Raw genomic sequence first — 15,738 nt, 5'->3', positions numbered from 1 at the left:
GAGGCTAATGAACGAAAAAGGCCATAGTTTAGTAGTCACGATGCTGATTATCACCATTTTTCTCCTTCTTGGCTTAACTATTATGTCTGTTGCGATCTACCAAGCGCGATTTACAGAAGTGCGCGTGGAAGATGTGGAATCGTTTCACGAAGCGACAAAAGCGATCGAAGAAACGATTGCGGAAATGAAAGCAAGGATAGAGGATTTTGACATGTCAACAAAAGATTTAGATAGTAAGCTGGATATCAAAGGGTTGCAGAACCGCTACGGTGTGAAAATTGAAGATGTGACAAGCAATTATATCAATGCTAGCTATCAAAAAAAATTATTATTTACCCGCGTTTATACTATTTCATATGATATCAAAGATAAAGATAGCCAAAAAACATACAAAACGGTGGAAAGACAGGTGATTGTGACGAGTACGCCAAGCTTTTTAAAATATGCCCTTGGTTCGAGAGAAAACGTTGTTTTAAACGGCGGGGCATATATTGAGGGAAATATTTACGCCGGAAAAAACGCTTATATGACAAATGTCGCCAATTACATCGACTTCGATAATAACGAATACATGGAACCAACGTCATTCCCAACAAGCAAAAATAGTGTATTGTTTGTCAATGAAAGTTATAATTCTTGTAATCATGAAAAAGCCCCTTGTTATGAGTTTGTTGGCGAACGTTTTTTAATGAGTAAAGAAAATTATTCTGACGAGCGTCAACCCCAAGATCTTTCCATTCAAAAAGAACGCGAGGAATTTATTGATGTGGATTTCGAATGGACCGTAAAAGATAAGTTGTTAAATGCAGCGGGAATAGGAACATTTGACCAAAAGCAAAATTATAATGATTATATCCAAAAAAGAATCAACGAACTTTTCGATAAACTGGAAAATAAATTTGACAATGTTGACTTTGAGAGCGTTTCGGAACTGCAACAAAAAATCGATTCAACCGATCGATCAATTATTCTTCGACCTAAAGACTCTTCGGAAATTTCCCTTGACGGCGAAGGCGAAGAATCTAATGACAAAGAGCAAGAGCTTAATTTACGAGACAGATGGCTGATTGTTGACGGCGATTTATTTTTAAATGGCATCAACGAGCCGATAACAATAAAGAGGGGCAATATTATTGTATTTGGCCATTTGAGTATCAGTGGCGATGTTAAGCTCGATTCGACGGTTTACGTCTTTGGGCCGCGTAATTCACCGGACGTTCCTGGGCGCACATGGATTTACAACGCTAATATTAACATTACCGATGATAAAGATGATAAAAAAGATAAAAAAGATGATAAAGTAGTCGTGCTTCTTTCGAGAGGGCCGTTGGAAATCGCGCGAATCAATGAGTTTGAAAACAATCTTTCTCTGAAACCGCCGAACTTAAAAGGATACTTTTATACTGAAAGCAGCGCGACTGTCTATGCTGTCGGCTCATATATCAATATTCAAGGCGGCTTGTTCGCGCGCGGCGACACGTCAGCGCCGGACTTTGACGTCTCCGGACTTGTCATCAACGCCTATCGCGGACAGGTTGAGCAACTAAAACCAGGAAATCCCCTTAACTTCACTCCGCCAAAAGAAGGTGATGATGACGGTATTGAACAGTCACGCTTTGTCGTCAGCTATGAACCACGTGTATTTATCGACCGAGTGGACGGATTGCCGTTTGTAGACAAGCTGTCTCTTGTCGTTGACAAGTTAACCGTCAAATAAAACAAGATGCGGGATGCTGCTCTTCGTTAAAAAGAAAAGGTGCCTTAAGCGAGTGGTTAGGCACCTTTTTTGTTTTACCATTTGTTCTTGCTGTTTTCTTCGTCACTGCCGCCTGGGGCAGTGTTTTCCTGAACGATGACTGTCATTGAAGCTTGAATGTCTTGATCGTCTTGCTTTTTCTCCTCCGCGGTGACGGTAATAGTCGAGTATCCAACCTCTTTAGCGACGATATACCATCTTCCTTGCTCTTTTTCCACTTCCACATATTCTGGAGCGCTCGATATGACAGAGCGGAGGTTTTTGTTTGTTGCGTTATCTGGGATAAACATCAAGATGGAGGAAATGTCCTCTTTTTTTCCAACTGTCATCGTATATATTGGTGGTAGATTGATCGCTTCTAATGGCACATATGGATTACGCACCTTGATCGTCGCTGTTGCTGAAACGTTGCTTCCGTCCATTGCCCGCACCGTAATCTCAACTGTTCCCGGCTTTTTGGCAATTACTTCTCCGTTCTCCACCTCCGCGACATCCGGATCGCTTGAAATCCACTGCAATGTTTTGTTTGTCGCATCGCTTGGTTCGATCGTTACCGAAATTGTCTGCGTTTTGCCAACTTCCATCGTTTGTTCATAGCCTAATGTTAGTTGGCGAATAAGCTTAATGTACGTCAGCGATACAGTGGTAATGCCGTCCCCTTTTGTTAATCCGCCTTTCGATTTTACGTATATCGTCGATGTTCCATCCGAAGTAATCGGAATTTCGTACGGTGAAGAAAGCGACGTCCAGTCGCTACTTTGCTTGGAATTTTCGACTTTATATTCGTACGTGACGCCTTCCCCTGCGACAAAACCGGTGATTTTTACGATCGGCTGTTCTGTGACAGTCGCTCCGCTTGGGATTTGCTGACCGTCTTTAGTCTCAATTGCCACACGCGGTTTTAAATATAGCTCTACCGTCTCGTCATTATTGTATGTGACGAGAAGAACGTCGTCTTCCTTGAATTGCAACGCCTTCACCGGAAGCCTCGGGTGTTTCGTCTCTCCAAGCTTGGCTGACGCTTGCCATTTCGTAATAAGGCCGCGCTCGTCTCCTTCGTAATATATATCAGGCGATTCATGCAGGCGGACTTTCATTCCAATCCGTTGGGAAGGGGCCTTTAATGACGATGTCCGCGCGCCATATTTGCTATCTTGGAACGAAACGACAGCTGGCGGCAGCTGCACGTTTTCCATCGCCCAGTTTGCTTGAAGCGTTATTTCACCGGTAATCTCGTTGTTATTAAGTTGCTTATAGTCGATGACCGTATTTGGAAACGCAATCTCGGCATACTGAACACCGTTTTCCGTGTGTACGGTCACGTTTGGCGCGTTTGGCGACGGAACAACCGTAATCCCGTCTGGAAGCGGCTGAATCAATTTAATGTTGCTGATGTTTCCGGACGCGTTTCCAACATAGCCAACGGCAGTTAGCGAATAATGTGCCTTGAATCGGTTCGAATCACCATCCGCATTGCCGAATTTCACTAAGTCGCCTACGTCCCTTGTGATTCCTTCAAGCGTCACCGTTCCGTCAAACGATGGCGGCACCTCATCTTTGACAACGACCTTAACTGATTTCGTAATCGGTGCCTGTTCTATTCCATATACATCACGATACGCCAATTCCGCAGTAAACGTATACTCCCCTTTTGCTTTAAAACGCACCGGAATTGAAACGGTAAACGACGGTGGTGCCGGCTGTCCTACTTTATATGGAATCGAAAGCGTGATATAGGCGTTTTCTTTCTTATCATCGAGCCAAACGTGATCCGTCTCGACAATTTCCACGTTTTCGCCAAACGAGGTTAGCGGAATTTTTATCGTTCCGCTTAACACCGGATCATTAGCGAGCTTCGAAAACTGCTGGAAAATTTCCGTTAAGTTTTGCGGTGTTCCTTGCTTCGCCTGCCCGCCTGCTGTTGATGACAACTTTTCTAAATAGCCCATATCCACCTCTTGGTTATTGCCAAAACCGATAGAATAGAGAGTTATATTGTTCATGCCAAGGGTTTTGGCAATATTCGTTCCATGTAAACGGATTTTTTCTTCAAATTCTCTATATTTTGTTCTGTCCCAATATGTCTTTGTTTCTGGTTCATCAGGATAATAGATCGTTCGGGCTGCCGTTATGCCATTGGAATATAAAATATATTGTACGTCTAAATCTTCCGTGACTTGTTTGCACGTTCTCCAGAACAATATTCCTTCACAAACTTTATACGTAATCGGTTCCTTTGCTATCGACACCGTCGGCATCCCATCCGTTAAAAAAATGATATATTTTTTCCGGGTTGGGTCATTAAAAAATGATTGAGCTTGTTGCAGCGCCTGCGTATAGTTCGTTCCTCCGTCGGCAGTGAGGCTGTTCGCTGTTCTGGAAATAAGATCTAATTGTTCCTTGACATCTTGCTGCACAGAAAAAGGAACTACTTTATTGACTACTACTGTATCGGAAAACGGAACAAGGGCAAATCGATCATTCGGGTTGGCGTTCGCTTTGAAATAATCGACGGCGGATTGAAGCGCATATTTTGCGCTTTGAAGCTTCAAAGGCGTCATCGACCCTGACACGTCAAACACAAACACGACATCGATCGGCGGGCGAATGATGTTATCCACCCTTCCTTGAGGAGTCAACGTTATGTCCAATCTCCCTTGGGCATCGGCATTAGGCGGCTTGGCGTATTCAGTTTGCGAAGAAGTGATGGTAAAATTCAACGCAGCGGTGCTAGAGCTATTATCCGCCCCAAACGCTACAGCAGGAACGCTTCCAAAGGCGACACATAAAAGCAGTGCCATCAACAACCATAAAAATTTTTTCTTCTCCGCCACACTCCTCTCCCCCTATCCCTTACCAAAGTCCTACTACTTTCATTATAGCAAGACTTTTCAGCGGAAATATACAAAAATTTCATTTACATCAATAACTTTCTTACTTCCGCAATAAAGTAAAGCGATCCGGTAATCAAGAAAAGGTCATCGCTTCGTTTTTGTTTTTTCTTTTCTTTGACCCAGCCTTTCCAGTCGTCCGTCGTTGCTTTGTGCGGATGGTTGCACAAGGCGGCAAGCTGCTCAGGCGACGCTGCGCGCGGAAAATCGAACGAAGTAAACGTTATCGTTTTGGCAATTTCGGCAAGCGGTGGAATCATTTGATCAAGCGGTTTATCCGCTAACGCAGCAAATAACACATGAACATCTTTGTTTGGATAGTGCGAACGTACCGTATTAACAAGACTATGAATACCTGCCGCGTTATGAGCGCCGTCAATAATAATCAGCGGCTTATTGCTTACCCGCTCAAATCGTCCGATCCACTTTGCTTTTTCTATTCCCTCATAAATATGCTCTTTTTCAATCAAAAACGAATAGCACATCCGCAAATACTCCGCTGCCATCACCGCGAGCGCCGCATTTTGCACTTGATGTTCTCCAAACATCGTTATTTTTAAATCGGGATATTGCGAAAATATTGTTTCCATTGAAAAATGTTCGCCATCCTCTGTTGACTCATGATGAACAATAAAAAAGTCTTCTTCTAATCGATATGTTTTCGCTTTGAGCGACTTCGCTTTTTCTGAAATAACCGTCCATGCTTCTGGCTGGTTTACCGCTGTAATCACCGGAACGCCTGATTTAATGATGCCCGCTTTTTCAAAAGCGATTTTTTCTAACGTTTCTCCTAAAATGTTCATATGATCGTAACCAATATTCGTAATGATAGAAAGAATCGGATAAATCACGTTCGTCGAATCGAAGCGGCCGCCAAGTCCGGCCTCAATAATCACGATATCTTGAATGTTCTTTTTCCCAAAATAATAAAGCATCATCGCCGTAATGACTTCAAATTCCGTTGGCGCGCCAAGTTCTGTTTTTTCCAATTCTTCTGCAAGCGGTTGGATTACTTGCACGAGTTCAACGATTTCCTTGTCACGAATTGGGTTTCCATTTACGCTTATTCGTTCATTAAATTGCTCCACATACGGGGAAGTGAACGTTCCGACAGAGTAACCTGCCGCTTGTAAAATATGGCGCAAATAGCTTACCGTTGACCCTTTTCCGTTTGTTCCAGCAACGTGAATCACTCTAACAAGGCGCTCTGGATGTCCAAGCTTGTCCATCAACCATTCCATTCGTTTTAGCCCTGGTTTTATTCCTAAACGCAAACGGCCGTGAATCCACTCTAGCGCCTCTTCATATGTACGAATCATCATATTTCTCCCCCTTACTAGCATAAGATGATGAGAAAAGACGAATCCAAATGCTTGGATTCGTCTTCATGATAAAAGAAGCGGCGATGCATTGTCTATTTTTTTAATTCGGCAAGGCGCGCGCGAACAGCTTCGCGTTTTTCTAAGTAGTCTTTTTCTTTTTTCCGTTCTTCTTCCACCACGTGCGCAGGCGCTTTCGTAAGGAAACCTTCATTGCTTAACTTCTTCTGCACGCGCTCGACTTCTTTGTTGAGTTTTTCAAGTTCTTTTTCGAGCCGTTTGATTTCTTCTTCGATGTTAATAAGCCCTTCAAGCGGCAAGATTAATTCCGCACCAGTAACGACCGCTGTCATCGCTTTTTCCGCAGCTGGGATGTCAGTTGCAATCAACAGTTCGCTCGGATTGCAGAACCGTTCTAAATACACGCGGTTCTTTTCCAATGTCGCTTGAATATGCTCGTCTTTTGCTTTAATGTGCAGCTTGATTGGTTTGCTTAACGGTGTGTTCACTTCGGCGCGAATGTTGCGAACCGCGCGGATAATGTCCACAAGCAAACGCATTTCTTCCGCCGCTTCGTGGTTGGAAAGCTCTGGACGAACTTCCGGCCATTTCGCTACCGTAATTGACTCTCCTTCATGTGGAAGGTGCTGCCAAATTTCCTCGGTAATGAACGGCATGAACGGATGAAGCAGGCGCATTGTATTGTCAAGCACATATGCCAATACAGAACGAGTCGTTTTCTTCGCTGCTTCATCATCCCCATAAAGCGGAAGCTTCGCCATTTCAATATACCAATCGCATAAATCATCCCAAATGAAGTTATACAACACGCGGCCGACCTCACCGAATTCATATTTTTCGGCAAGTTTTGTCACCGTTTCAATCGTTTCGTTTAAACGCGTTAAAATCCAATGGTCCGCCACTGTTTTTTCTCCGCTTAAATCAAGCTGGTCGTACGTCATTCCGCCCATGTTCATCAGCGCGAAGCGGGATGCATTCCAAATTTTATTGGCAAAATTCCATGTCGCTTCGACTTTTTCCGTACTAAAGCGCAAATCTTGCCCAGGCGAGCTTCCAGTAGCCAAGAAGAAGCGAAGCGAATCGGCGCCGTATTGATCGATGACATCCATCGGGTCAACCCCGTTGCCGAGCGATTTGCTCATTTTTCTTCCTTGCGCGTCACGGACAAGACCATGGATTAATACATCTTTAAACGGTCTTTCCCCAGTAAATTCAAGACCTTGGAAAATCATGCGCGATACCCAGAAGAAAATGATGTCATATCCAGTGACAAGCACATCGGTTGGATAATAGCGTTTGTAATCCGGTGCCTCTGTATCCGGCCAGCCCATCGTTGAAAACGGCCATAGGGCAGAGCTGAACCACGTATCCAGCACATCCGGGTCTTGTTCCCAGTTTTCGATATCAGCCGGAGGTTCATGATCGACATAAATTTCTCCTGTTTCTTTATGGTACCAAGCCGGAATGCGATGCCCCCACCATAATTGACGGGAAATACACCAGTCGCGAATGTTTTCCAACCAATGCAAATACGTTTTTTCAAACCGCTCCGGAACGAAATGTACTTTTCCTTCCGTTTTTTGCAGCTGAATGGCCGCTTCCGCGAGTGGTTTCATTTTGACAAACCATTGTGTCGAAAGATATGGCTCGACAACCGCGCCGCTGCGTTCGCTATGTCCAACGGAATGCACATGTTCTTCGATTTTAAATAGCACTCCTTGTTCTTGCAAATCTTTGACGATTTGCTTGCGGCATTCGAAACGGTCCAATCCTTGATATTGCATCGCGTTTTCATTCATCGTGCCGTCTTCGTTCATAACGAGAATGCGCGGCAAGTTGTGGCGGTTGCCGATTTCAAAGTCGTTCGGGTCATGCGCCGGCGTAATTTTCACCGCACCCGATCCAAATTCCATATCCACATACTCATCAGCAATAATCGGAATTTCGCGGCCGACAATCGGTAAAATGACCGTTTTGCCGATGAGATGTTTATAGCGCTCATCATCTGGGTGAACGGCTACTGCCGTATCGCCGAGCATCGTTTCCGGACGGGTCGTTGCCACTTCGATATACCCGGAACCGTCGGCAAGCGGATAACGCATATGATAAAGCGCGCCTTTTACTTCTTTATAAATCACTTCAATATCCGATAACGCCGTTTTTGTTACCGGATCCCAGTTAATAATGTATTCGCCGCGATAAATAAGCCCTTTTCGGTAAAGCGATACGAACACTTCGCGCACCGCTTTCGATAAACCTTCATCTAACGTAAAGCGCTCACGCGTATAATCGAGGCCAAGCCCTAATTTCGCCCATTGCTGGCGAATGTGGCTCGCGTATTCATCTTTCCATTTCCACGTTTCCTCAAGAAACTTTTCCCGTCCTAAATCATAGCGGGAAAGTCCTTGCTTGCGAAGCTTTTCTTCTACTTTTGCCTGTGTGGCGATTCCGGCATGGTCCATTCCCGGAAGCCATAGAACGTCATAGCCTTGCATCCGCTTCATGCGTGTAATAATATCCTGCAGCGTCGTATCCCACGCATGTCCTAAATGGAGTTTCCCTGTTACGTTTGGCGGTGGGATGACAATCGTAAACGGCTTTTTATCAGGATCGCCCGTCGCTTCAAAAAATTTTCCGTCAAGCCACCATTGATATCGATTGGCTTCTACGGCTTTATGGTCGTATTTCGTAGACATTGTAATATCTTTTTGTTCCATTCTGTTTTCCCTCCTTCTTATCAATAAAAAACTCCTTTCATCCTAAAAAGGACGAAAGGAGACTCTTTCGCGGTACCACCTTTTTTCTTAAGCAAAAAGAATTTGCTTAAGCACTTCATTGCGATAACGGTCTGCGACCGGCTTCCTCTACTAGGCAAACACCGTTCAAAGAAGCAGCTCCAGGGCGACCTTCCAACGATAACCGTCCTAGGAAATCTCGCAGCTACTGATTTCCCTCTCTGAAGGCGTTATTCGTTGTACTCTTCCCTGTCTTCGCTTTTTTATTATTTTTCTGTTTATTATACTACGAAAAACTTGTTTCATCGTCAATCATCTTTGCCTAGTTTTTATTTATTTATTCCATTTCTTCGTTTTTGGTGACAAAAACAATATCCAATCATATTTTAATAGTAACATGCACGAGGGAGGAAATGCTCGATGAAACGATTTAACTATTATTCATGGCCGCCATGGCTTCGGCAAATTCGTGCCGTTTGTGCGCAAGTGATTATTCCAATCACGATTTTTCAAGCGATTCGCACCATTTTTTTACCCACGACGTTTGATGTCATCTTATTGGCCATTTTTGTGCTTATTGCGGTGGCGTTTCATCTGGAGTGGATTTAGCTTCTTCTGCTTCTTTTCGCTGGACAAGGCGCATGACGACATACTCCATATTTTTCATTGTAAAGTAACGGCGCTGCAGTTCGGAAACATATTCCCGTTCACTTTTTCTGTTTTGCCGCTTCATCTCATACTCATAAATGCAGCGATATAAAAAATGCGGCTGCGCAAGATGGCTGAAAAGAAAGGACCATTCCTCTTCTAACATCGGCAACGTTTTTCCGTATTCTTCCATCCCTTCCACCCATTCATCACCGATCGGCGGAAATGTGCGCATATGATAACGAAGCGCAATGATTACATCGAAAAGCGGAGAGTTCCAACTGGCGCGTTCCCAACTAAAAAAATAACGATTGTCATTTTCCATCTCTATATAATGTGAAAGCCGTGCCTTTCCGTGAATCCAGGCAATTCTCCATTTTTTTGTTTCTTTCATTTTTTCATACCATTTCTCTAGCTCCGTTTCCGCAAACCAATACGCTTGCATTGTTTCATGAAAATACGTGCAGCATTGCAGCTGAAACGGAGACATATACCATGCATTTTCGCACTTTTCCACATATGATTGCAAAAAGGCGCGCTGCCTTTCCCATTCTCTTTTTTTATTCTCATAGTAATTTCTTATCTCTTCTTCGTTAATATCTATTTGTTTGAGTGACTTTTGATGTAAATAAGCAAGGTCGCGAAAAAAAGAGCGGACATGTTCTCGTTTTTCTTTTCTCTCATCGGATGAAATCCATGGCATTAAATAATAATGCCGGCCATACGATACAAACGGAAAACCTTGTTTTGACAAGTAAAGAGGAACAGATTGTTTTCCATAAAAAATATACGATTGTTGAATGGCTGCCATTTCCCTGGCGTTCGTTATTTCTTTTAAAGCAAATAGACCAGCGTTCGTATGGATTTTTTTTACTTTCCCGTAATCATCGACGCGAAACGGCTTTAACCCGTATTGCTGTAAAATGGGCGTATACATTTCGATGCGTTCTCTGTTCAATGAAACGACCCCCTCCATAAAAAGAAGTGAGGAATCATGTTTCCCTCACTACGAAGAGCGGCTTCCCGCTAGTGCCGGTATATATAACAATTGCCCTTCATGGATTTCCTCAGGGCTTTCCAATTGGTTGACACGAAGCAGCTGCTGGACGGTTATATCGTACCGCTCGGCGATCTTGTCCAACGAATCTCCTTGCTGAACGATGCAAATTTTTACTTTCGTAAATTCCTCTTCTTGATTCTTCGCAAATAGTTTCGTTAAGTACAATGCATTTTCACTCTTTACTTTTTGTTTTTCGTTTTCATCTATTTCTTCTTTCATTTCATCAGCATCTTTTTCTTTCATCGATCCAATCGATACTTTTGCTTCTTGTTGTGGAGCAACGTTTTCTTCTTCTGCTTTCACCGCTTCCTTTTCTTCTAGTTGTGCGGCTGTTTCTTCCGGTGTTTCCAGCTGCGCGGCTGTTTCTTCTTTTTCTTCTGGTTTTTCTAGCTGTGCGGATTTTTCTTCTTTTTCTTCTGGTTTTTCTAGCTGTGCAGCTTTTTCTTTCGTTTTTTCTAGCCGCTCGACTGTTTCTTCTAGCTGTTCATTGCTATTTAGCGGCACGGCTGTTTCTTCTTCCTGTTTTGTTTCTTCGCGATAGATAGCCGTCATTTCTTGTGCTTCGTCTTCATTTTGTTCCTGCAGTGCATGGTTGAAAATAGAAGATGTCTCTTCTTCCGATTGTTGCTTTCTTTGTTCTTCCTCGTATACTTCTTTGCGCGCGACAACTTCAAACGGTTCAAACAACAGGTCTTCGTCTTCTTCCTCTACTAACGAAGGTTCATAAGGTTCATCAAGCGGCGCTTCGCTAATTCCGCTGATCGAAATATCCGCTGTCACTAGCAATCTTCCATTTTCATCTAAATCATAATCGAACGATTCTACCGTCACATACACATCTTCTAAATGTTGAATGCGGTTTTTCGGGATCGTAATATCGATTGGAAAACGATGCGATAATTCACTAATGCCGTCTTCGCGCGTAGAAATATGTTGAACGAATCGATGGCTTGCAAAATCAAAAGGATCCGCGCTGCTTTCTTCCCCTTCCGCCATCCGATATTCTCCGCTTAATTCTAACGCTCCGCGAATCGTAATATACTGTTCATATTCATCAACCGAAACAATCGGGTCCAGCGAAATAGAGAGAAATTCGGCGACTTCCTGTCCTTTTCTAAACCAGATCGATTCCTCAAGGGAAAACCGCAAATACGATTGCTCCAATCCAAACTCCTCCTTCCGTCCCTTACCAACAAAATTTTCTATGACATTACCCATTGTATGAAGGACGAACGAGCAATATGAATAAAAAAAATCGGGCTGCCCATCAAAAGATGGACAACCCTTTCTTTTACTTCCCTTCGCGAATTTTCGCAAACGCGCGCTCTGCAGCGGCGATTGTTTTTTCAATATCTTCATCCGTATGTTCCGTGGACAAAAATAATCCTTCAAATTGCGACGGAGGAAGGAAAATTCCTTGTTCCGCCATTTCGCGATAATATGTCGCGAACATTTCTAAATTCGATGTTTTCGCTTTTTCATAGTTTGTTACTTCTTCATTCGTAAAGAAGAAACCAATCATGGAGCCAGCGCGGTTAATCGTATGCGGGATTTCGTATTTTTCCGCCGCTTCGCGCAATCCTTCTTCCAATCGATCCGCTTTTTTGCGGAATTCATCGTATGTTTCCGGCGTCAGCTGAATCAATGTTTCATATCCGGCCGTCATGGCGAGCGGGTTTCCCGATAAGGTGCCGGCTTGATAAATCGGGCCGCTAGGAGCGACTTTTTCCATAATTTCCGCTTTTCCGCCATACGCTCCGACCGGAAGCCCGCCGCCGATGACTTTTCCAAGACACGTCAAATCCGGTTCAATGCCAAAATAGCCTTGCGCACAATGATAATCGACGCGGAAGCCTGTCATGACTTCATCAAAAATAAGAAGGGCACCATATTGTTTTGTTATATCTCGCAACCCTTGCAAAAATCCTGGAACCGGCGGAACGACACCCATGTTTCCCGCAACCGGCTCAACGATGACAGCGGCGATATCTTCGCCAAACCGTTCAAATGCGTAGCGAACGCTTTCTAAATCATTATAAGGAACAGTAATCGTATTTTGCGCCACCGCTTCCGGAACACCAGGGCTATCCGGCAACCCAAGCGTCGCTACTCCTGAACCGGCTTTGATAAGCAACGAGTCGCCATGGCCGTGATAGCATCCTTCAAATTTAACAATTTTATTGCGTCCAGTGTAGCCGCGTGCCAGCCGAAGCGCGCTCATCGTCGCTTCCGTTCCGGAGTTTACCATGCGAACAATTTCGATGGATGGCACCCGTTCAATCACTAATTTCGCTAACTCGTTTTCAATCAATGTCGGGGCGCCAAAACTCGTGCCGTTTTCCGTCACTTTTTTTAGCGCTTCGACAACGCGAGGATTCGCATGACCTAAAATAAGCGGACCCCATGACAACACATAATCAATATATTCATTGCCGTCGATATCGTAAATTTTCGAACCTTTGCCGCGCGCCATAAAAATTGGCGTCATTTTTACGGATTTAAACGCGCGCACCGGGCTGTTGACACCGCCTGGCAACAGCCGGACCGCTTCCTCATACGCTGCTTTTGAACGTTCATAGCTTCGCACCATTCACGGTTCTCCTTTCTATTCATTTAGCCAGCGAGCCGCATCTTTAGCAAAATACGTCATAATTAAATCGGCGCCTGCCCGCTTCATGCCGGTAAGCATTTCCATGACAATTTTTTTTTCGTTAATCCATCCGTTTTGCGCCGCTGCTTTGACCATCGAATATTCACCGCTGACATTATAGGCGACAAGCGGGAGATGGAAATGGTTTTTAATGTCACGGATAATATCCATATAAGCGAGCGCTGGTTTTACCATTAAAAAGTCAGCGCCTTCACGCACATCCGATTCCGCTTCGCGGAACGCCTCGAGGCGATTGGCCGGATCCATTTGATATGTTTTCCGGTCGCCGAATTGCGGCGCGCTGTCCGCAGCATCACGAAACGGACCGTAAAATGCGGACGCATATTTAATCGCATACGACATAATCGGCACATTCGTAAATCCGGCTTCATCGAGTCCTTGGCGAATCGCAGCAACAAAACCGTCCATCATATTAGAAGGTGCGATAATATCCGCGCCCGCTTTCGCTTGGCTGACGGCTGTTTTTACAAGCAATTCAAGCGACGGATCGTTTAACACTTGCTCGTTTTCGACTACACCGCAATGTCCATGGCTTGTATATTCACATAAACATGTATCCGCAATAACAACGACATCTGGATAATTTGCTTTGATTTGGCGGATCGCCTCCTGAACGATCCCATGCTCACAATATGCTTGTGAGCCGACTTCATCTTTTTCTGCCGGCACACCGAAAACGATTACCGATTTAATGCCTAGTTGGACGACTTCATCCATTTCCTCATTTAAACGGTCAAGAGAAAATTGATAGATCCCTGGCATGGATGGTATTTCCCGTTTTACCCCTTTTTCTTCGACGACAAAAATCGGATAAATAAGATCGTCTACATGAAGATGTGTTTCTCTCACCATCGCTCGTAAATTCGCGGTTTGCCGCAGGCGGCGATGGCGATCAAATTGTAATGTTGCCATTTATTTTTCCCTCCATCGTCCTTTTTGCAAAATATAATTCCATTTCTTTTATCATATCATCAATCGTATACTCGTCTGGACAAATATGCACGGCAAGTCCCGCTTTTTCTGCTGTTTCCTTCGTAATCGGACCGATGCAGGCGATCACGCAGCCGCTAAGTAGTGAAGCGATATCTTCTTTTTCCATCATCCGTATAAAGCTTTGTACGGTAGAGGAACTTGTAAACGTGATCACATCCAGTTTTCTTTCCCGCAACAGATATAACAATTGTTCTTTTCCTGATTCATTCATCAACGTTTCATACACAATAAGGTCCGTTACGTCTGCTCCCATATTGATCAGCGCATCACGCAATACCGGCCTTGCTAAATTTCCTTTCACTAAAAGAACGCGGTCGCGCGGCTTAACAAGCGGTTTTAGCGCCTCGATCATCCCTTCGGCGACAAATTCGCTAGGAATGGCAGCAGGAGAAACGCCATACGTTTTTAAAGCCGCCGCCGTTTTCTTTCCGACTACCGCCACTTTTGGAAGCGGAGTTTCCTTTTTGACAAATGGGAAGAAAAAACGGACACCATTTGCGCTTGTAAAAATGAGCCAATCATAATTGGGAAGCTGGCGCACACATCGTTCAATTTCTTCACGATGGGAAGAAGGAGAAATCGAAATAAGCGGAATTTCAATCGGCGTTGCTCCTGCTTTGCGCAGTTTTTCAGAGAACGCTTTCGCCTGTTCTTTTCCTCTTGTCACAAGCACCGTTTTTCCCGACAACGGACCGCTCACTGTCGATTCATCTCCTCTTTAATACGATCAATTAATGCTTTCGCGCCACGCTCTATTAACATTTTCGCAGCGTTCGTTCCGACTTCTTCCGGATTCGATCCGCTTACCGTTTCTTTATATATCTCTTTTCCGTCTGGAGAAGCAACAAGAGCGGTTAAAACGATATCCTCGCGATCGTCAATATATGCATATCCCGCAATCGGCACTTGACAGCCGCCTTCCATTTGTTGTAAAAATACACGTTCGGCCAAAACAGCCCGCTCGGTATGAACATCGTTTAATTTTTGCAGCCATTCCCGCAATTCTTCATCATTTTCGCGGCATTCCACCGCCAGCGCTCCTTGTCCAACAGCAGGAAGACATACATCTGTTGATAAATATTCCGTAATGACATCTCTTGCCCAACCCATGCGCACTAATCCGGCCGCCGCAAGAATAATGGCGTTGTAATCTTCGTTTTGCAGCTTCGCAAGTCTCGTATCGATATTGCCGCGAATCCATTTGATCTTTAAATCCGGCCGTTTTGCCAGTATTTGTGCAGAACGGCGCAAACTGCTTGTCCCAACGATCGCTCCACTTGGAAGATTCGCAAACGTTTCTTTGTTTTTACTAATCAACACATCATGATGATCCTCACGCGGCGGCACGCAGCCAATGATAAGACCATCAGGCAAAACAGCGGGCATATCTTTCATGCTATGTACTGCCATATCAATTTCGCCGTTTAGCATTGCATGTTCAATTTCTTTTACGAACAATCCTTTGCCACCGACTTTGGATAACGTCACATCAATAATTTTGTCCCCTTTGGTGACAATTTCTTTTACTTCAAATTCAAACGGCGCTCCTAATTGCCGAAGCCGCTCGATGACCCAGTTCGTCTGGGTGAGCGCAAGTTTGCTGCGGCGTGATCCAACGATGATTTTTCGCATCTTTCATTCCTC

General features: G+C 44.3%; 11 protein-coding genes and 1 other annotated feature. Of the genes, 2 read left to right on the top strand and 9 right to left on the bottom strand.

The features are described from left to right. The first annotated feature begins 7 nt into the window (after window positions 1-7). Window positions 8-1,717, top strand: coding sequence for a hypothetical protein (locus FNL97_RS04390; protein ID WP_143415109.1), 1,710 nt, complete (start codon window positions 8-10; stop codon window positions 1,715-1,717). Between the two features lie 74 nt (window positions 1,718-1,791). Here FNL97_RS04390 and FNL97_RS04385 read toward each other — a convergent pair whose 3' ends face one another. The 3 genes from FNL97_RS04385 to FNL97_RS04375 form a co-directional block, all read right to left on the bottom strand. Further along, window positions 1,792-4,590: a VWA domain-containing protein gene (locus FNL97_RS04385; protein ID WP_143415108.1), complete on the bottom strand. Its 2,799-nt coding sequence runs from the start codon at window positions 4,588-4,590 to the stop codon at window positions 1,792-1,794. 83 nt (window positions 4,591-4,673) lie between these two features. Next, window positions 4,674-5,966 (bottom strand): bifunctional folylpolyglutamate synthase/dihydrofolate synthase, encoded by a 1,293-nt coding sequence (locus tag FNL97_RS04380; RefSeq protein WP_143416288.1) that lies wholly within the window; start codon window positions 5,964-5,966, stop codon window positions 4,674-4,676. Between the two features lie 95 nt (window positions 5,967-6,061). Continuing rightward, window positions 6,062-8,704 carry a valine--tRNA ligase gene (locus FNL97_RS04375; RefSeq protein WP_143415107.1) on the bottom strand — a complete coding sequence of 881 codons (2,643 nt, stop codon included), beginning with the start codon at window positions 8,702-8,704 and terminating at the stop codon, window positions 6,062-6,064. 44 nt (window positions 8,705-8,748) lie between these two features. Beyond that, window positions 8,749-8,987, bottom strand: a binding site (T-box leader). A gap of 155 nt (window positions 8,988-9,142) precedes the next feature. Between FNL97_RS04375 and FNL97_RS04370 the strand changes: the two genes are divergently transcribed. Beyond that, entirely contained in the window at window positions 9,143-9,331 is a 189-nt protein-coding gene (locus FNL97_RS04370; RefSeq protein ID WP_015864680.1) for a YszA family small membrane protein, read from the top strand. Here the strand turns inward: FNL97_RS04370 and ysxE are convergent. The 6 genes from ysxE to hemC all read right to left on the bottom strand — a co-directional run bounded on the left by ysxE (window position 9,297) and on the right by hemC (window position 15,726). Beyond that, the gene (gene ysxE, locus FNL97_RS04365) at window positions 9,297-10,307 is read right to left on the bottom strand and encodes a spore coat protein YsxE (protein WP_041269951.1); all 1,011 of its coding nucleotides are present in this window, start codon (window positions 10,305-10,307) and stop codon (window positions 9,297-9,299) included. The genes FNL97_RS04370 and ysxE overlap by 35 nt on opposite strands. 69 nt (window positions 10,308-10,376) lie before the next feature. Continuing rightward, entirely contained in the window at window positions 10,377-11,594 is a 1,218-nt protein-coding gene (gene spoVID, locus FNL97_RS04360) for a stage VI sporulation protein D (protein ID WP_143415106.1), read from the bottom strand. 127 nt (window positions 11,595-11,721) lie between these two features. Further along, the gene (gene hemL / locus FNL97_RS04355; RefSeq protein WP_143416287.1) at window positions 11,722-13,017 is read right to left on the bottom strand and encodes a glutamate-1-semialdehyde 2,1-aminomutase; all 1,296 of its coding nucleotides are present in this window, start codon (window positions 13,015-13,017) and stop codon (window positions 11,722-11,724) included. 18 nt (window positions 13,018-13,035) lie between these two features. Beyond that, window positions 13,036-14,013: a porphobilinogen synthase gene (gene hemB / locus FNL97_RS04350; RefSeq protein WP_143415105.1), complete on the bottom strand. Its 978-nt coding sequence runs from the start codon at window positions 14,011-14,013 to the stop codon at window positions 13,036-13,038. After that, complete coding sequence (locus FNL97_RS04345) at window positions 13,994-14,794, bottom strand: uroporphyrinogen-III synthase (protein ID WP_062677881.1); 801 nt, start codon at window positions 14,792-14,794, stop codon at window positions 13,994-13,996. Before FNL97_RS04345 ends, hemB begins: the two co-directional genes overlap by 20 nt. Beyond that, window positions 14,791-15,726: a hydroxymethylbilane synthase gene (gene hemC / locus FNL97_RS04340; RefSeq protein WP_143415104.1), complete on the bottom strand. Its 936-nt coding sequence runs from the start codon at window positions 15,724-15,726 to the stop codon at window positions 14,791-14,793. Before hemC ends, FNL97_RS04345 begins: the two co-directional genes overlap by 4 nt. Window positions 15,727-15,738 lie beyond the last annotated feature (12 nt).

The sequence above is a fragment of the Geobacillus sp. E263 genome (assembly GCF_007197795.1).
Taxonomy (GTDB): Bacteria; Bacillota; Bacilli; order Bacillales; family Anoxybacillaceae; genus Parageobacillus_B; species Parageobacillus_B toebii.
Note: the sequence above shows the minus strand (reverse complement) of the source record. Positions and strands in the feature narration are given on the sequence as shown.

Bases quoted from the DNA above. Each gene is read 5' to 3' on its own strand.
- FNL97_RS04390 (WP_143415109.1), top strand. From the start codon at position 8: ATGAACGAAAAAGGCCATAGTTTAGTAGTCACGATGCTGATTATCACC.
- FNL97_RS04380 (WP_143416288.1), bottom strand. From the start codon at position 5,966: ATGATTCGTACATATGAAGAGGCGCTAGAGTGGATTCACGGCCGTTTG.
- FNL97_RS04375 (WP_143415107.1), bottom strand. From the start codon at position 8,704: ATGGAACAAAAAGATATTACAATGTCTACGAAATACGACCATAAAGCC.
- FNL97_RS04370 (WP_015864680.1), top strand. From the start codon at position 9,143: ATGAAACGATTTAACTATTATTCATGGCCGCCATGGCTTCGGCAAATT.
- ysxE (WP_041269951.1), bottom strand. From the start codon at position 10,307: ATGTATACGCCCATTTTACAGCAATACGGGTTAAAGCCGTTTCGCGTC.
- hemB (WP_143415105.1), bottom strand. From the start codon at position 14,013: ATGGCAACATTACAATTTGATCGCCATCGCCGCCTGCGGCAAACCGCG.
- hemC (WP_143415104.1), bottom strand. From the start codon at position 15,726: ATGCGAAAAATCATCGTTGGATCACGCCGCAGCAAACTTGCGCTCACC.